Raw genomic sequence first — 16,488 nt, forward strand, 5'->3', positions numbered from 1 at the left:
CCCTGCTTATTCGGCTGCACCTTTGAAGGCATCCGCCCCGGCTTCAAACTGCAGTTTTGCAAGATTGGCATAAATGCCATTCTTTTTCACAAGCAACTGGTGCGTTCCTTCTTCGACTATACGGCCGTTTTCCATCACCAGAATACGATCTGCTTTCAGCACGGTTGCAAGCCTGTGAGCGATCACCAACGTCGTGCGTCCTTCCATCAGGTGATCAAGCGCCTTCTGCACGAGCATTTCGCTTGCTGCATCAAGTGCGGAGGTCGCCTCATCGAGCAGCAATATCGGCGCGTTGCGCAAAATCGCGCGGGCAATTGCCACGCGTTGGCGCTGCCCACCTGAAAGCGTTACGCCGCGCTCTCCGACTTGCGTATTATAACCATGATCCAAAGCGCAAATGAAATCATGTGCCAAGGCCGCTTTGGCGGCAGCTTCAATATCAGCCTCGCTCGCACCGGGACGGCCGAAACCGATATTCTCACTGACAGTGGCCGCAAAAATAGTTGTGTCCTGCGGGACAATGGCAATGCGGGCGCGCAAAGCCACAGGATCAACATCCCGAATATCAACGCCATCGACTTCGATCCGCCCAGAAAGCGGATCATAATAGCGAAGCAACAGTGAGAAGACCGTGCTTTTTCCAGCGCCGGAGGGGCCAACAATGGCGACTGTCTCACCGGGCTGGATGGTAAAGTTGAGTCCTCTTAGCGCAGGAGCATCAGGGCGGGCCGGATAGTTGAATTGGACATCACCAAAAGTCACCGAACCCACAGGCGGTTGCGGCAAGGCAACTGGATTGACTGGCGCTGCAATAGCAGGCTGTTCGTTGAGAATCTCGGTCAAGCGTTCCGCGGCACCGGCTGCCTGCGATAATTCTCCCCAGACCTCGGAAAGTGCGCCCAAGGCACCTGCGGCAAAAACGGAATAGAGCAGAAACTGCCCCAATGTACCGGGTGTTATGACGCCGGACAGCACATCGCGTGAGCCAAACCAGAGCACCGCGACAACGCTGGAGAAAATCATGAAAATTGCAAACGCCGTCAGCACTGCGCGCGCCTTCACCGACGCCCGCGCCGCCAGAAACGCATCCTCCACCGATGCGCCAAAACGCGATATCGCCAGTTTTTCATTGGTGAAAGCCTGCAATGTTCGCACAGATACAATGGATTCGCTGGCATAGGCTGTGGCATCGGCAAGTGTGTCCTGTGCCCGGCGCGAGCGCCTGCGCACGGAACGGCCAAAGGCTATCAGCGGAATAATGATCACGGGAATCGCCGCGATGACCAGACTGGAAAGTTTTGGGCTCGTGATCACCATCATGAAAATAGCGCCAAGGGCGAGTATCAGATTGCGCAAGGCTATGGATGCTGTTGCACCTACCGCTGACTTGATCTGCGTTGTATCGGCAGTCAGACGGGAAACGATCTCGCCCGATTGCGTGCCGTCGAAGAACGCTGGAGAAAGCCTGGTCAAATGCGCGAATACATCACGGCGAAGGTCGGAAATAATCCTCTCGCCTAATGTGATAACGAAATAATAACGCCCGGCCGAAGCGACCGCCAGCAAAGCGGCGAGGAGCACCAGCATTCCAAAGTAATTGTCAATGAATGCACCATTAGCGCCGGTGAAGCCGTGATCAATCATGCGCCGGACGGCAAGCGGTAAAGTCAATGTCGTCACGGCGGCGAGTATCAGGGAAGCCAAAGCTCCTGCCAGCATGCCTTTATAACGGGACATATAGGGGAAGATCCGGCTCAGCGGCTTTAGCGAGCGGCGCTTTCTCTCTGTCTCATCAAGGCGAGATTGAGCCGAATCTGCCATTAATCAATATCCTCACATCGCTTTGGCGACTTTGCAGCCAGATGGCCTTGTTATTGCTTGAAGGCTGATGTATAGGCTCGCCAACAGTTTTGGAAGCCCCAACCGTCTGCAGTTACTGTGGCGTTTGGCTTCATCTTTAACAATCGGCTCCTGACCAGCACTACCACAATCAAAGTGGTGCCGGTTTTGCGCCCTCCAGTTTAGGACACTACCGATGAAAGCCAACATTCATCCTGACTACCACAACATCAAAGTCGTCATGACCGATGGTACAGAATACATGACCCGCTCCACATGGGGCAAGGAAGGCGATACGATGAACCTCGATATCGATCCATCCACACATCCAGCATGGACTGGCGGCAATGCGCAGCTTTCCGATCGCGGCGGCCGTGTTTCCAAGTTCAAGACACGCTTCGGCAATCTCGGCATATAATTCTTTTTGCCTTTATGGCATCTTTAAACGGCCCTGCTCTGCGGGGCCGTTTTTGTTTGCGGATTTTTTCGGGGGACACCATTCGTGAAAATTGCTCTGCTGCACACCGCCGAAAGCAATATTGCGGGCTTCGAAGAGGCTGGCATGAAAATCGGGCTTTCTGCCGGGACACTTATGCACAAAGTGCGGGCCGATCTTTTGCAGGCCGCGCGTGAGGCAGGCAAGCTGACGCCATCTATCGCACAGGAGACGGCAGCGGCATTGCAAGCCCTGACCGGTGATGCCGACGCGGTTATGCTGACTTGCTCCACACTCGGCCCTTCAGTTGAACAGCTTGGATCAACCGGCGTCCCTGTCCTGCGCGTCGATGCGGAACTGGCAAAACGCTCTGTCCGCAATGGCGGCTTGGTGGTTGCGCTTTGCGCTCTCGATACAACGATCGAGCCAACGACGCGACTTTTTACACAAGCTGCGGAGGGTACTGATGCAACGATTGATGTGCGCTTGATTCCGGAAATCTGGGACCTTCTTTTGGCCGGTGATCACATCGCCTATTGCGCGGCAATCGCCAAGGCAGCGGATGCTGCATATGAAGCGGGAGCCGATATTGTGGCCTTGGCTCAAGCATCAATGGCGGGCGCAGCCGGCAATGTTACCAAAGGCCCAAGACCTTTCGATTCGCCAAGTTCAGGGCTGGCGGCAGCGATTGCCGCTTGTCGCCCCAGCGTTTGACAAGCTGCTGTTTCGCCAATAGCTTTTCTCATACATCTGCGTGCATAGGGAGGGACCATGCAATGACTGACGTGACTTCCGGAGCCAGCACAGTGCCTGGCGCGAAGATTGAGCCAAGCTTGCATAGGGTGATGGGACCTTGGCTTCTCCTGCTTTTCATTGTTGGCGATATTCTCGGCACAGGCATTTATGCATTGACCGGACAAGTCGCAAAACAGGTCGGCGGCGTAGTCTGGCTTCCATTTTTGATCGCTTTCGTTGTGGCCGTTGTCACGGCATTCAGCTATCTGGAACTGGTAACAAAATATCCCCGGGCTGCGGGGGCAGCTCTCTACACGCATAAAGCCTTCGGAATTCACTTCGTGACATTCCTCGTTGCCTTTACGGTCATGTGTTCCGGCATCACCTCGGCGTCGACAGCCTCGCGCGCATTTGCCGCCAATCTCTCCGGTGCATTCCAACTCAATCTTGAGTCCGGGATAGGTATCTCGCTCGTTGGCCTTGGTTTCATGGCGCTGGTTGCAATCGTCAATTTTCGCGGTGTCGGAGAAAGCGTGAAAGCCAATGTGGTTCTCACAATAGTTGAGCTTACCGGCCTTCTGATCATTATTTTCATAGGCTTATGGGCCATCAGCGCCGGTCAAGGCGACGTTTCCCGCATCACCCAATTTGCCAGCACCCCAGATTCCAGCATCTTCTGGTCAGTCATGGCAGCGACCACCCTGGCATTTTTTGCAATGGTCGGCTTCGAGGATTCCGTCAATATGGCTGAGGAATGCAAAAACCCTTCCGGGATTTTCCCGAAAGTACTCCTCACCGGGCTCTTCATTACCGGCGCCATCTATGTGTTGGTTTCGATTTCAGCCATCACACTCGTTTCGCCTGCCGATCTTGGCGAAGGCGAAACACCTTTGCTCAAAGTGGTACAGGCTGGAGCTCCCAATTTCCCGCTTTGGATTTTTGGTTTCATAACAATGTTCGCAGTAGCCAATAGCGCCTTGATCAATATGCTCATGGCAAGCCGATTGGTTTACGGTATGAGCCGCGAACATGTCCTGCCGCCCATATTCGGTAAGGTGCATCCAACGCGTCGGACGCCCTATCTTGCCATCGGCTTCACGACCCTTCTGGCCTTTGGGCTCATCCTGTTTGTCGGCGAGGTCCCTGCACTGGGCGGGACAACCGCGCTACTGCTGCTGTTCGTATTTACAATCGTCAATATAGCCGTTCTGATCTTGCGCCGGGAGAAAGTCGAGCATGAGCATTTCCGCACACCGACCTTCCTTCCTGTTATAGGTGCCATCTCCTGCGCTTTCTTCGCAGGTCCATGGACTGGCCGCGATCCGGTTCAATACAAGATCGCCGGGGTTTTGATAGCTATTGGGGTTGTGCTGTGGGTCGTCACAGTACTCGTCAATCGCGCTACCGGCGTTACGGAAAAGTCCGACCTCAGTGCTTTGGGCGGCGACGGACCAGTGAACTAAGGTAAATGCAAAAAAACCTGCCGGATTTTCATCCGGCAGGGTTTTTAGCTTGTACGGTACCTCAAATCAGGCGGCGCTTAACTTGGCGAGAACCTCGTCACTAACCTCGAAATTCGCATAAACATTCTGCACGTCATCATCATCGTCCAAGGTCGCAAGCAGACGCAGCACAGACTGCGCCTTCTCTTCATCGACCGGAGCCGTTGTTGCAGGCTTCCAGATGGCCTTGACGGATTCAGCTTCGCCTAGTGCCGCTTCCAGAGCCTTCGATACGTCGCCAATGTCTTCAAAGGCGCAGATAATGACATGGCCTTCTTCATCGCTTGTAACGTCTTCAGCGCCAGCTTCGATGGCTGCTTCCATAACCTTGTCGGCGTCGCCAACATCAACCTTGTAGGTGATTTCCCCAACTCGGTTGAACATGAAGCCAACCGATCCGGTTTCACCCAACGCACCGCCCGCCTTCGTAAAGGCTGCACGCACATTGGACGCTGTGCGATTCCGGTTATCTGTCAGCGCTTCGACGATGACAGCAACGCCGCCCGGGCCGTAACCCTCATAGCGCACTTCATCATAATTCTCGGCGTCGCCACCGGATGCCTTCTTGATGGCCCGCTCGATATTATCTTTTGGCATTGATTGCGCGCGGGCGTTCTGTACAGCCAGACGCAGGCGTGGGTTCATCAGCGGGTCAGGCAGACCCTGCTTGGCAGCGACAGTGATTTCGCGCCCCAGCTTGGAAAAGATTTTCGACCGCACGGCGTCCTGACGCCCTTTGCGGTGCATGATGTTCTTGAATTGTGAATGGCCTGCCATGGCACCCCTGCATGCTTGTCTGCGGTTTTGGAATGGGGGCCCTTATAAGTAAAAACAGCCGCGCCGTCCAGCACCGCCAAAATTCATTCAACAATGTGCAGTTTTACACTGTCATAGCCGTCTGCGGATACGGTCGTACAAAGTTCGAACCATTCGCAGCCTACACAGGCCGTGCGCGTCGTTCCACCAGCAAAGCTTTGGCGCAATCCTTCAAGCGTCGAAAGATTTATCTTGAGCCGGTCACCGACCTGCAATGTCCGCCCCAGCAGCTTGCCAACGTCGAGCAGCGCTTGCGTATCGCGCTCTGTTACACTCACATTATGGCAGTGTGGCTCAGTAGTTTCGAGAAGGGGCTGACAAATCTCGTCCGGCCCCTCCCCGATAATTATTTCTTCGCCCCCAGCCAGCCTTTCGATGACCCTGTCGTAATTGTCGGTAAAGGCCTGACTATAGCCTTTGCCGACATAGGTCAGCATGCAAAGCAGATGGTGCGGACGAAGCTTTACCGTCAAGACAAGCGGATACCCGAACGACGCACAGCTTCAAGCATTGCAGCAGCCAATGCAGATTTGAGAACACCGCCAAGAATGAATGGCGCAACGCCCGAAGCCCAGGCGACATCAAATCCAAAAAGACCTGCCAGCCACAATCCGCCGACAGCAAGGCAGAGCGCATTGCCCATAAGCATGACCACTGCCGAACTGAACGGGTTGCGTGTAAACCCGCGTTCAGCCAGATAACCAACCATCGCGGCAACAACTGGGAATGCAAACAAGTAACCTGCCGTAGGCCCGGCGAAGGCCAGTTGGCCGGGCATCCCTTCGGCAAGAACCGGCAGTCCGATGAAGGATTGCAGAAGCCATGCGACCACGGTAATCCCGCCCAAACGCCAGCCATACAGTGCGCCAACCATGGTGACCGCAAAGGTTTGCATCGTTATCGGCACGGGAATCATGGGTACGGATATCCATGAACTTACGGCCAGAAACATCGTGCCTATAACCACCGCCAAAGCTTGAAAGCCGAGCGAACGATTGGCAAGCTTTAAAGGCACGAAGGCTTGAGCAGGATTAGTCTGTGTCATTTTCACTTTTCCCCAGTGAGGTTGAATAAAGTTCAATGCTTCTTGCGGCGGCGCGCAAACATATTGAGCGCCTCGACAAGAGCAGAGAAGCCCATCGCGGCATAGATATAGCCCTTCGGTACATGGAAGCCGAAACCATCCGCAATCAGTGTCATACCGATCATGAGCAGGAAGCCCAAGGCCAGCATGACAATGGTTGGATTATTGGCGATAAACTTCGACAAGGGCTCCGCTGCAAAAAGCATGACAGTAACAGCAGCAAGAACCGCGATAACCATAATCACGATCTCGTCGGTCATACCCACCGCCGTGATGATTGAGTCGACAGAGAAAACCAGATCGAGCAATAGAATCTGACCAATGGCGGCGCCCATGGTCAAGGTGACCTTTCTACCGATAATGTCATCCTTGGCGTCTTCATGATCGACCGTATGATGGATTTCCTTCGTAGCTTTCCACACAAGGAAGAGACCACCGGCGATCAGGATGAGATCTCGCCACGAGAACCCATGGCCGAAAGCTTCGAAGACCGGTTCTGTCAGCTGTACGATAATCGATATGGTAAACAGCAGCGCAATGCGCAGAACCAGCGCGGCGCCAATACCAAGGCGACGGGCGCGAGCCTGCTGTTCTTTCGGCAATTTGTTGGTGAGGATCGAGATAAAGATCAGATTATCGATCCCGAGCACGATCTCCATGACGACCAGCGTTACAAGCGCGATAAGTCCTGCTGGTTGATAAATGAAATCGAAATAAGAAAGGAAGGTTTCCATGGGGTCGTATGTCCCTTGTTAAATGACCGGATGGGATGCAAATATCAATTCACTCCACTGGGAGTGTACGGAACCAAACGTCAACTTATTTCCAGAATGCGGGAATTGTTTCTTCAAGTCGCGGACCGATACGCAATGGAGCGATCTTTTCGGCAAGTCCCGTCCTATCAGAAATTTCAACACCGACACCACATATTGTAGCCTTGCCGCTCGCCGCTTCAAATCGCCCCTTTGGCACCTTGGAAAGAAACCGGTTCAGCGGCTCTTCCTTGTCCATGCCCAGTGACGAGTCGTAGTCGCCGCACATGCCCGCATCAGACATATAGGCCGTACCGCCATTCAATATCTGTGCATCAGCAGTCGGCACATGAGTATGCGTACCCACAACAAAGCTGGCGCGACCATCAACGAAATGGCCGAAACATTGCTTTTCACTGGTGGCTTCCGCATGAAAGTCGAAGATCACGGCATCGGCCTGTTCACCCAGAGGGCAGGCTTTGAGAATTTCCTCGGCTATCGTAAACGGGTCATGCAGATCGGGATGCATGAAAACGCGACCCATAATGTTCGAGACAAGAACACGCGCGCCATTCTTGGCTAAGAATACACCCGAGCCCTTGCCTGCTGTGCCAAGCGGAAAATTGGCGGGGCGCAGAAAGCGTTGCTCCCTATCGGCGAATATCAGGGCTTCGCGTTGATCCCACACATGATTTCCGGTGGTGACGACATCTGCGCCGGCATTGATCGTATCGTGGAATATTTCTTCGGTGATACCGAAGCCGCCCGCGGCGTTCTCACCATTGACGATGGTAAAGTCGAGTTTCAGATCGGAAATCAAACCGGGCAGTTGTTCGTAAACTGCTGTCCGCCCGGACCGGCCCACCATGTCACCAAGAAAAAGTAATCTCACGCATACATCCTGAATTTCGTTAATTGGCTTTATCGATACTGCCAAAGCTGCGCAACCCGCTTTCCGTCAAGATTGCTTCGAGCGGCACATCATGCGGCTCGTCAGGCACAATTTCGACTTTCTGGCAGTCAAATGCGACCCCAAGCAAGGTGGGATTGGCGCCGAGTGCCAGTAATCTTGCTATTGCCCTGTCATAATAGCCCGCACCATAGCCGATACGATGACCGCGCTCGTCAAAAGCAGCCAAAGGCACCAGCATAAAGGAAGGGTCGATGACAGGTGCATCGTCCGGCGGTCCCGACGTTCCAAATCCTGTTTCAATCATCGGCGCGTCTTGGGTCAGCTCCCGAAATATGATCGTCTGCTTGTCGATAATGACTGGAAGGCAAAGCCGGGCACCCTTATCGCGCAAAGCAAACAACAGCGGACGCAGATCAACTTCCGAACGTATCGGCCAGAAACCCGATACAATTTCGCCCGGTTGCAGCGAGATGCCCGACAGGCCGTGGGTGGCAAGCTGTAATGATGCGTTGCTCCTATAATCTGCGGACAAGGCATCGCGGCGCGCCAAAGCTTCGAGACGCAGCGCTTTCTTCAGTTCTTTGATCGGGGATTGGGTTTGCAAAGCGATAATTTCATGAGGCGCCGGAAACCGGCTCGGGATGAAACAGTGGCGTCCACACAACCGATGGAGAAGTCGATCCCGGGAACCTACAAAGTAGGTGGGTGCCGTGTGAAGAAGCCCACGGGCCTCTCCAGGGACAGCTCCCTAAGGGATCATTAAGGCCCCGGGGAATATGTCTCTCCTGTCGTGAGGCGCAGAGCGCCGATCCGAATATAGGACGCCTGTAGCAATAGCGCCAGTAGATCGAACACGATTTTCTGTTCCTGACACAACATTGTCTGTAACCATGTTGTTGATAGCCGCCTGTCGCGATAGTTTGTGCGCGTTGAGGGGGAGACTCGATATATGACGATCACAATGTACCAGGCATCCGTTCCGGTTTTTCAGCGATTGCTGGATAATTGCATAGCGATTCTCAAGAAGGCCGAGGCTCACGCCATTTCAAGCGGCGGTGACACACGGCAAATGATCGAGGCGAAGCTGGCCTCCGATATGTTTCCGTTGAAAGTTCAAATACAAATCTTGGCCGACGGCGCACGCGGTTGCGTGGCGCGACTTGCAGAGCAGGCTTTGCCTTCACCAGATGCCGGGCAGTTTGCGGTGTTCAACCGCGGGTATCATCAGGATTTCGTCGAGTCCCATCAGACCTTTACATCACTGATTGCCTATCTTCACGACGCAATTGATTATCTGGATGCCATTCCGCCGGCTAAGCTGGAAGGCAGCGAAACCACACCCGTTGAGGTTACATGGCGCGGCAATACCCGCTATTTTCACGGGCTGCCATTTCTCCGCGATTACGCGCTGCCGAACTTTTATTTTCATTTGACAATCAGCTACGCGATCTTGCGTATTGCCGGAGTTCCTCTGGGGAAACAGGATTTCGAAGGCACCCCCGTCTATTCCACCGGGCCAGCAGGCCCACACCAGACTTGGCAGCATTAAGGATGCATGATCATGAGCGTTCAAATACGCCCGTTGCAAAAATCGGACGAAGCAGAATGGCGCCGTCTATGGACCGGTTATCTCGATTTCTACGAAACGAAAGTATCGGAGGACGTTTACCAAACCACCTTCGCCCGTTTGAACTCCGGTGATGATCATGAATATAGCGGCCTGATCGCTGAGGTTGATGGCAAGCCGGTCGGCCTTACTCATTATCTGTTTCACCGGCATAATTGGAGCATTGAAAATGTCTGCTATTTGCAGGATCTCTATGCTGACCCTGAAATACGCGGCAAAGGCGTCGGCCGGGCATTGATCGAAGCCGTTCACGCTGAAGCAAAAAAGGCCGGTGCCCATTCGGTTTATTGGCTGACCAATCAGGACAACGACACCGCTCGCCAGCTTTATGATCGGATCGCGAAAGTAACGCCCTTTATCAAATACGTTAAATCAATCTGACTGAACTCCCCAGCTAAGAATTCCTAGCGGTAGTAATCGCCCACCTTGACGCCGGCGATACCCAAGCATAATAATAATCAAGTCATCAGATGACTTGAGGACTTTGAAATGCAACCTGCCGCGCGAACAAATCTAGCCGACAATGCGGTCAGTAATATACGGGCTGAAATTACCGCCAAACGGTGGCAGGTGGGCGAGCGCATCCCCAATGAAGCGACGCTGGCGGACATGCTGGGCGTCAGCCGCGGAACCGTACGTGAAGCTGTCCGCGTTCTCGTTGCGCAGGGCTTTCTCGATACGCGGCAGGGCTCTGGCACCTATGTCCAGTCTATTACCGGATCGGAAGACCGTCTTTTGCGTATCCGCCGCACGGGCCTGCGTGATCAGGTCGAAACCCGCTGTGCTTTGGAGGTTGAAGCGGCCCGGCTGGCTGCCACGCGCTTCACGCCGGAAACAATCATCAAGCTACGCGACATACTTGCAGATCGCGGCGAGTATAATCCTGCCGCTCATGATCGTTACATTGAGCGTGATCTGAAGTTCCACAAGGCAGTGGTGGCCGCATCGGGCAACCGGGCTTTGATGGAAGTCTATGATTTCTTTTCGCTGTCCATAGGGGAAATCATCAAGGCAACCGTCACGGGCGAATTGCCCGAACCTGATATGGCGGCTCATGCCGCGATCATCGACGCCATTGAATCGGGAAATCCCGAAAAGGCCGAAGCCACCACACGCGCCTTCATGGCACCTATCCTTGCTGAACTTGATCGGCTTCTCACATCATGAACCAACATATGCCTTCCAATGACGCTCATCCTGCGGCAATCGAGCAGTTGATCGACGCCGAAATCGATTCCACGCCAACACCGCGCGCACCGGTTTTTGCAAGCAGAACGATTGAGATCATAACCGGCATGAGTCTCGTCCTGATCGCATTCAACCTGCGACCTCTATTTTCCAGCGCCTCCGCACTCCTGCCGGAAATCATTGCGCAAACCGGATTATCGTCATTCGGCGCAGGCGTTCTGACAACGCTTCCCGTTGTTTGCCTTGGTGCGTTTGCACCCATAGCGCCGAGATTGGCACAACGGATTGGCGCGGAGCGCACATTGCTTGGCGTTCTTCTTTTGCTGGCCTTGGGCACGGCCTTGCGTGGCTTCTCCTCCCTGCCCTTGCTTTTCATTGGAACTGCGCTCGCCGGTGCATGCATAGCCGTCGGCAATGTCCTGCTTCCGGGATTGGTGAAGCGTGACTTTGCCAGCCGCACCGGCATGATGACCGGCCTCTACACAATGGCACTTTGTGCAGGCGCGGCAAGTGCCGCAGGCGTCACAGCACCATTGCAGCATGTATTTAGCGGGTCCTGGTCTTTAGCACTGGGTGCTTGGGCGGTACCGGCTTTGGTGGTTGCGCTCATCTGGTTCCCGCATGCATTTTTCCGTAAAGTTCGAACCAAGCATGCGGGATTTCGCGTTGAAGGTCTTTGGCGCGACCGCCTCGCCTGGCAGGTCACCCTCTTCATGGGCCTGCAATCCTCTCTTGCCTATTGCATCTTTGGCTGGCTGTCGCCGATCCTGCGTGATCGGGGAATGGACGGCGTTACGGCAGGTGTGGTGGTTTCAGTTTCCATCATGGCCCAAGTGGTCACGTGCCTTGGCGTTCCCTCCGTCGCCGTCCGGTGCAAGGATCAACGGCTTGTCAGCGTCACTCTCGTCGCATTTGCTCTGATTGGGCTACTGGGAATGCTGTTTGCACCATTGTCAGGCGTATGGCTCTGGGCAGTCATCCAAGGCATAGGCCAAGGTGGTTTGATCGCACTGGCGATGACGATCATCGTTCTGCGCTCTCCGGATTCTCACATTGCTTCTCATTTGTCAGGCATGGCGCAATGTGTTGGCTATACACTTGCTGCGATAGGACCATTGCTCGTTGGCCTCATCCACAAATTGACAGACAGTTATAGCGCCACATCGATACTATTTGTTTTGCTGGCTCTGGGTGCTGCCTTTTTCGGTTGGGGTGCCGGTCGTGCACTCCATGTCGGCGCGCGCACTGTCGAGCTTTCTGGCAAGCCATCCAATAAGTAGGCGCTTGGAACAAAAACTCCTTACCCGCATTCTTCCAAATGGCGTGTAAGGAGTTGAGCTTTGGCACCGAGAGCAAATTGGAAGGGCTATTTGAAAGTTGGCGAACTGACTTGCCCTGTCGCGCTCTATACCGCGGCTTCGACATCTGACCGCATCGCCTTTCATACCCTTAACCGCACGACCGGCAATCGCGTCCATCGCCAATTCGTTGATAGTGACAGCGGTAAGCCTGTTGAACGGGAAGATCAGGTAAAAGGCTACGAGGTTGGCGACAATGATTATATTGTGCTTGAACCCGAAGAAGTAGCGGCCGCCGTACCGGAAAGCGACAAGACCCTTTCGATTGAGGCATTTGTCGGAGTTGACGATCTCGACGACGTCTATTTTGACAAGCCATACTATCTCGCGCCAAGCGATAAAAACGGGGAAGAGGCTTTTGCTTTGATCCGGGAAGGAATGAAAGCCAAGAAAGTTGTCGCTCTTGCTCAAACAGTGATTTTCCGTCGCGCAAGAACACTCCTCATTCGGGCTGAAGATCAGGGCCTGATCGCAACAACCTTGAATTTTGACTACGAAGTCCGTTCCGCCAAGGACGCTTTCAGCGATATTCCAGAAATGAAGATCAAGGGCGAGATGCTCGATCTCGCAAAGCATATTATCGAGACCAAAAAAGGCTCATTCGACCCGTCAAAATATGAAGACCGCTACGAGGCAGCCTTGGCCGAACTGGTGAAAGCAAAACTTGAGGGCAAGAAGATCGAAGCCAGAAAACCGGTCAAGTCTGACAAGGTGGTGGACCTCATGGAAGCACTGCGCGAGAGCGCCAAAGCGCTGGGCGGCAAAAAGCAAGCCACTGCCAGCAAAACCAAAGCCAAAACCAAAGCAGAACCGGCACGACGGAAGGCAAGCTGATCCATGGTTGCGCTTGAAACATACCGCAAGAAACGCGACTTCAACACAACATCGGAGCCTAAAGGACGCAAAGCTCGCAAAGCCGGAAACAGCTTTGTCATACAGAAACATGACGCCACGCGGCTGCATTATGACTTACGTCTGGAAATGGATGGCGTTTTGAAAAGTTGGGCAGTGACACGGGGCCCAAGCCTTGTACCAACGGAAAAGCGGCTGGCGGTTCATGTCGAGGACCATCCGCTCGAATATGGCGATTTCGAAGGCACAATCCCAAAAGGCGAATATGGGGGCGGTACTGTCATCGTGTGGGATCGCGGCACATGGGAGCCCATCCATGATCCCGAACGCGGTTATGCCAAAGGCCATTTGGAATTCGAGTTGCATGGCGAAAAACTGAAGGGACGCTGGCATCTTGTACGTATGCATGGAAGGCCGCGCGAAAAACGGGAAAACTGGCTGCTGATCAAGGGTGACGACGATGTGGCCCGTACTTCCAAAGATCCCGATATTTTGAAAGAACAGCCCAATTCTGTGAAGACCGGTCGTGACCTTGCCGCTGTGGCGGGGGAAGAACCCGGCTGGTCATCCAAGACGGGCAAAATTGAAAAGAAGAAACCAACAAAATCCAAAACTGCAAAACCCGCAAAAACAGAGCTTGTCCAACCCGATGTGCCAGACCCTTCAGATGTTAAAGGTGCCAAAAAGGCTCCGCTTCCCGAATTCGTGGAACCCACTCTTGCAACGCTAACCGCAAAACCGCCGGAGGGAGACCGCTGGATTCATGAGATAAAATATGACGGCTATCGCCTTCAAGCGCGCATTGAAGCCGGACGCGTTAAACTGCTCACGCGCACCGGCCTCGATTGGACAAAGAAGTTTGGCAAAGAGGTTGTCGGCGCATTTCAGGATTTGCCGATAGGTACAGCGATGATTGACGGCGAACTGGTGGTCGAAACCGCTGCTGGCGCATCAGACTTTTCCTCATTGCAAAACGATTTGAGCGAAGGTCGCACCGACCGTTTTATATTCTACGTGTTCGATCTGCTCTATCTCGATGGTTATGATCTGCGCGCACTTCCGCTCATTGAGCGCAAGGCAATGCTGGAACAGCTCGCAGCCAATTCAACGGACCCCATTCGCTACAGCGGCCACTTCAATGAAAATGGCGCTACCGTTCTCAGTCATGCTTGCCGTCTTAGCCTCGAAGGCATTGTCTCAAAATTGCGAGACGGCCCTTATCGTTCCGGGCGCGGCAAAAGCTGGATGAAGGCAAAATGTTCGTCGCGGCAGGAGTTTGTCATTGCTGGTTACGTCCCTTCAACAACTTCCCGCAGAGCCATCGGTTCATTGGTCATGGGCGTCTATAATGGCAAGAAGCTCGAGCATGTGGGCCGCGTTGGCACAGGCTATAGCGCCGCCGTGGCAGAAGACCTGTTCAAACGGCTTGAGCGCATTCGCTCCCCGGAAAGTCCCTTTGCCGAGCGCTTGAGTGCTGATGCGTCAAGAAAGGTCCGATACACCAAACCACAGCTTGTTGCCGAGGTGGAGTTCCGTGCCTGGACCGGCGACGGTAACCTGCGTCATGCTGCTTTTCGCGGTTTGCGGGAAGATAAAGTGCCAACCGATGTGGTGCGGGAAATACCGAAATCCGCAGTTACTTCACAATCTCAACCTAAGAGGCGCACCGTGAGACTCACCCATCCGGATCGCATTTACTGGCCAGAGGAAGGCGTGACCAAGGAAGGTCTCGCCGATTATTACACCGATATATGGAAATATATCGAGCCATTCATCACCAAAAGGCCCTTGGCATTGCTGCGCAGTCCTGAGGGTATAAATGGACAGGCTTTCTTCCAGAAACATGCGTGGAAAGGGCTGAACCCCAATATCACGCTGGTCAAGGATCCAAAGGACAAGGATGACGAGCCCCTGATCAGCATTAATGATCTTGATGGTTTGATCGGTCTGGTTCAATCCGCAGTTCTTGAAATCCACCCGTGGGGCTCGACCGTGGCGGATTGGGAGCACCCGGATATGATCATCATGGATCTTGATCCGGGCGAAGGTGTGGATTGGGAAACAGTCATTGCCGGAGCTTATGAAACCCGCGACCGGTTACAGCAGGCTGGACTGGCCGCCTTCGTCAAGACATCTGGCGGAAAGGGCTTGCATGTCGTCTCGCCAATCAAGCCCAAAGCAAATTGGCCCGATGTAAAGGCTTTCACCAAAGCTATTGCAGACAGTATGGCAGCCGACAGTCCTGATAAATATGTTTCGACCATCACCAAGTCGAAGCGTAAAGGCAAAATACTCATTGATTATCTGCGCAACCAACGAGGCATGACTGCGGTAGCACCGTATTCCACACGCGCAAGGCCCGGCGCGGCCGTGTCCATGCCGCTCGCATGGGATGAGCTTACCCCCGGGATCGGCCCTGCCTATTTCACAGTGTTGAACGCGCCGACCCGAATGGCATCTATCAAACGCGATCCTTGGGCTGACTTTCGCGCCGCCGCAGCACCAATCGAGAAGACCAAGACCACGCGAGGCAAGAAGCAGGCTTAGCTCTTTTTCTTGCCCTCGCTGGCAATGCTCTTGCGCAGCGCATCCATAATATTGATGACATTGCTCGGCTTCTCGGCCTCGACCTTGGGTTTTGGCGGACGCTTCTTACCCTTTTTCTTGGCTGCGATGATCTCAAGCAATCGATCTTGAACCGGATCATCGACCATTTTCGGGTCCCAAGGCTTGGTACGCTCATCTATGAGGGTTTTGACCAGCGCCATCATCTTGCTCTCGGGCTTGCCATTCTTGGTATCGCCAAAATATTCATCGCGACTGCGAACCTCGTCGCCATATCGCAATGTCCATAAAATAATGCCTTTGCCGCGTGGTTCCAGCATGACGGCCCGCTCGCGCCGATACATGACAAGCCTTGAAATGCCAACGCGCCCCGTTGCTTCCATGGCATCCCGGATCACTGAAAAAGCCTCCTCGCCGACGGGATCATCCGGCGTCAGATAATGAGGCTTGTCATACCATATCCAATCGATGCTATCGCGCGGGACAAACATTTCAATATCAATGGTTCGGGTGCTCTCCAGACCAACGGCGTCAATTTCGTCCTCTTCGAGCATGACATATTCATCTTCGCCGCGCTCATACCCCTTGACCTCGTCATCCTCGTCGACGGCCTTGCCGGTAACGCCATCCACATATTGGCTGACGACGCGGTTGCCCGTCTTGCGGTTCAAAGTACGAAACTTGACCTTTTCATTGTCGGTCGTAGCCGGAGCCATGGCGACGGGACATGTCACCAGCGAGAGCTTCAGGTAACCTTTCCAGAATGAACGCGGTGCCATGAGCGCAAACCTTTCCCATACGTTTCACGCAACGGATTCATC

At 53.9% G+C, this 16,488-nt stretch carries 17 protein-coding genes and 1 other RNA gene; 9 read left to right on the top strand and 9 right to left on the bottom strand.

Annotated features, from left to right (window positions below; translation table 11 throughout):
- Window positions 1-6 precede the first annotated feature (6 nt).
- The gene (locus V9K95_RS21110; RefSeq protein ID WP_115054202.1) at window positions 7-1,821 is read right to left on the bottom strand and encodes an ABC transporter transmembrane domain-containing protein; all 1,815 of its coding nucleotides are present in this window, start codon (window positions 1,819-1,821) and stop codon (window positions 7-9) included.
- Window positions 1,822-2,035: 214 nt separating this feature from the next.
- Here V9K95_RS21110 and rpmE point away from each other — a divergent pair, with 214 nt between their 5' ends.
- The 3 genes from rpmE (at window position 2,036) to V9K95_RS21125 (ending at window position 4,473) form a co-directional block, all read left to right on the top strand.
- Window positions 2,036-2,257, top strand: coding sequence for a 50S ribosomal protein L31 (gene rpmE / locus V9K95_RS21115; protein WP_115054201.1), 222 nt, complete (start codon window positions 2,036-2,038; stop codon window positions 2,255-2,257).
- 84 nt (window positions 2,258-2,341) lie between these two features.
- Entirely contained in the window at window positions 2,342-2,989 is a 648-nt protein-coding gene (locus V9K95_RS21120; RefSeq protein WP_336442068.1) for an Asp/Glu racemase, read from the top strand.
- 62 nt (window positions 2,990-3,051) lie between these two features.
- Complete coding sequence (locus V9K95_RS21125) at window positions 3,052-4,473, top strand: APC family permease (RefSeq protein WP_336442067.1); 1,422 nt, start codon at window positions 3,052-3,054, stop codon at window positions 4,471-4,473.
- Between the two features lie 66 nt (window positions 4,474-4,539).
- Here V9K95_RS21125 and V9K95_RS21130 read toward each other — a convergent pair whose 3' ends face one another.
- The 7 genes from V9K95_RS21130 to ssrS form a co-directional block, all read right to left on the bottom strand.
- Entirely contained in the window at window positions 4,540-5,289 is a 750-nt protein-coding gene (locus V9K95_RS21130) for a YebC/PmpR family DNA-binding transcriptional regulator (protein ID WP_115054198.1), read from the bottom strand.
- 83 nt (window positions 5,290-5,372) lie between these two features.
- The gene (locus V9K95_RS21135) at window positions 5,373-5,801 is read right to left on the bottom strand and encodes a DUF1284 domain-containing protein (RefSeq protein ID WP_336442066.1); all 429 of its coding nucleotides are present in this window, start codon (window positions 5,799-5,801) and stop codon (window positions 5,373-5,375) included.
- Window positions 5,798-6,373, bottom strand: coding sequence for a biotin transporter BioY (locus V9K95_RS21140; RefSeq protein ID WP_115054197.1), 576 nt, complete (start codon window positions 6,371-6,373; stop codon window positions 5,798-5,800). The genes V9K95_RS21135 and V9K95_RS21140 overlap by 4 nt, the downstream gene beginning before the upstream one ends.
- A gap of 32 nt (window positions 6,374-6,405) precedes the next feature.
- Complete coding sequence (locus V9K95_RS21145) at window positions 6,406-7,146, bottom strand: TerC family protein (protein WP_115054196.1); 741 nt, start codon at window positions 7,144-7,146, stop codon at window positions 6,406-6,408.
- Window positions 7,147-7,231: 85 nt separating this feature from the next.
- Window positions 7,232-8,056, bottom strand: a complete 825-nt coding sequence (locus tag V9K95_RS21150; protein WP_115054195.1) for a TIGR00282 family metallophosphoesterase — start codon at window positions 8,054-8,056, stop codon at window positions 7,232-7,234.
- A gap of 19 nt (window positions 8,057-8,075) precedes the next feature.
- On the bottom strand, window positions 8,076-8,681 hold the full coding sequence (locus V9K95_RS21155; RefSeq protein ID WP_336442065.1) for a 5-formyltetrahydrofolate cyclo-ligase: 606 nt from the start codon (window positions 8,679-8,681) through the stop codon (window positions 8,076-8,078).
- Window positions 8,682-8,727: 46 nt separating this feature from the next.
- A non-coding RNA gene (ssrS, locus tag V9K95_RS21160) (6S RNA) lies at window positions 8,728-8,884 on the bottom strand.
- A gap of 142 nt (window positions 8,885-9,026) precedes the next feature.
- Here ssrS and V9K95_RS21165 point away from each other — a divergent pair.
- The 6 genes from V9K95_RS21165 to ligD all read left to right on the top strand — a co-directional run bounded on the left by V9K95_RS21165 (window position 9,027) and on the right by ligD (window position 15,649).
- Complete coding sequence (locus tag V9K95_RS21165) at window positions 9,027-9,626, top strand: DUF1993 domain-containing protein (RefSeq protein WP_115054194.1); 600 nt, start codon at window positions 9,027-9,029, stop codon at window positions 9,624-9,626.
- 12 nt (window positions 9,627-9,638) lie between these two features.
- Entirely contained in the window at window positions 9,639-10,085 is a 447-nt protein-coding gene (locus V9K95_RS21170; RefSeq protein ID WP_442958601.1) for a GNAT family N-acetyltransferase, read from the top strand.
- Between the two features lie 108 nt (window positions 10,086-10,193).
- A complete protein-coding gene (locus tag V9K95_RS21175; protein ID WP_336442063.1) occupies window positions 10,194-10,871 on the top strand; it encodes a FadR/GntR family transcriptional regulator in 678 nt (225 codons plus the stop codon).
- Entirely contained in the window at window positions 10,868-12,172 is a 1,305-nt protein-coding gene (locus V9K95_RS21180) for a CynX/NimT family MFS transporter (RefSeq protein ID WP_336442062.1), read from the top strand. The genes V9K95_RS21175 and V9K95_RS21180 overlap by 4 nt, the downstream gene beginning before the upstream one ends.
- A 60-nt stretch (window positions 12,173-12,232) precedes the next feature.
- Window positions 12,233-13,084, top strand: coding sequence for a non-homologous end joining protein Ku (gene ku / locus V9K95_RS21185; RefSeq protein ID WP_115054191.1), 852 nt, complete (start codon window positions 12,233-12,235; stop codon window positions 13,082-13,084).
- A gap of 3 nt (window positions 13,085-13,087) precedes the next feature.
- A complete protein-coding gene (gene ligD, locus V9K95_RS21190; RefSeq protein WP_336442061.1) occupies window positions 13,088-15,649 on the top strand; it encodes a DNA ligase D in 2,562 nt (853 codons plus the stop codon).
- Here the strand turns inward: ligD and ku (V9K95_RS21195) are convergent.
- Complete coding sequence (gene ku / locus V9K95_RS21195) at window positions 15,646-16,446, bottom strand: non-homologous end joining protein Ku (protein ID WP_115054189.1); 801 nt, start codon at window positions 16,444-16,446, stop codon at window positions 15,646-15,648. The two genes, ligD and ku (V9K95_RS21195), sit on opposite strands and share 4 nt — an antisense overlap.
- Window positions 16,447-16,488: the final 42 nt, after the last annotated feature.

It is taken from the genome of Phyllobacterium sp. CCNWLW183 (assembly GCF_037203775.1).
In the GTDB taxonomy this organism is placed as follows: domain Bacteria; phylum Pseudomonadota; class Alphaproteobacteria; order Rhizobiales; family Rhizobiaceae; genus Phyllobacterium; species Phyllobacterium ifriqiyense.

What these genes read in the sequence shown, in the direction of transcription:
- V9K95_RS21175 (WP_336442063.1), top strand. Translation starts at nt 10,194, where the DNA reads ATGCAACCTGCCGCGCGAACAAATCTAGCCGACAATGCGGTCAGTAAT.
- ku (WP_115054189.1), bottom strand. Translation starts at nt 16,446, where the DNA reads ATGGCACCGCGTTCATTCTGGAAAGGTTACCTGAAGCTCTCGCTGGTG.
- V9K95_RS21140 (WP_115054197.1), bottom strand. Translation starts at nt 6,373, where the DNA reads ATGACACAGACTAATCCTGCTCAAGCCTTCGTGCCTTTAAAGCTTGCC.
- ligD (WP_336442061.1), top strand. Translation starts at nt 13,088, where the DNA reads ATGGTTGCGCTTGAAACATACCGCAAGAAACGCGACTTCAACACAACA.
- V9K95_RS21180 (WP_336442062.1), top strand. Translation starts at nt 10,868, where the DNA reads ATGAACCAACATATGCCTTCCAATGACGCTCATCCTGCGGCAATCGAG.
- V9K95_RS21110 (WP_115054202.1), bottom strand. Translation starts at nt 1,821, where the DNA reads ATGGCAGATTCGGCTCAATCTCGCCTTGATGAGACAGAGAGAAAGCGC.
- V9K95_RS21145 (WP_115054196.1), bottom strand. Translation starts at nt 7,146, where the DNA reads ATGGAAACCTTCCTTTCTTATTTCGATTTCATTTATCAACCAGCAGGA.
- V9K95_RS21130 (WP_115054198.1), bottom strand. Translation starts at nt 5,289, where the DNA reads ATGGCAGGCCATTCACAATTCAAGAACATCATGCACCGCAAAGGGCGT.
- V9K95_RS21125 (WP_336442067.1), top strand. Translation starts at nt 3,052, where the DNA reads ATGACTGACGTGACTTCCGGAGCCAGCACAGTGCCTGGCGCGAAGATT.
- V9K95_RS21170 (WP_442958601.1), top strand. Translation starts at nt 9,639, where the DNA reads ATGAGCGTTCAAATACGCCCGTTGCAAAAATCGGACGAAGCAGAATGG.
- V9K95_RS21165 (WP_115054194.1), top strand. Translation starts at nt 9,027, where the DNA reads ATGACGATCACAATGTACCAGGCATCCGTTCCGGTTTTTCAGCGATTG.
- rpmE (WP_115054201.1), top strand. Translation starts at nt 2,036, where the DNA reads ATGAAAGCCAACATTCATCCTGACTACCACAACATCAAAGTCGTCATG.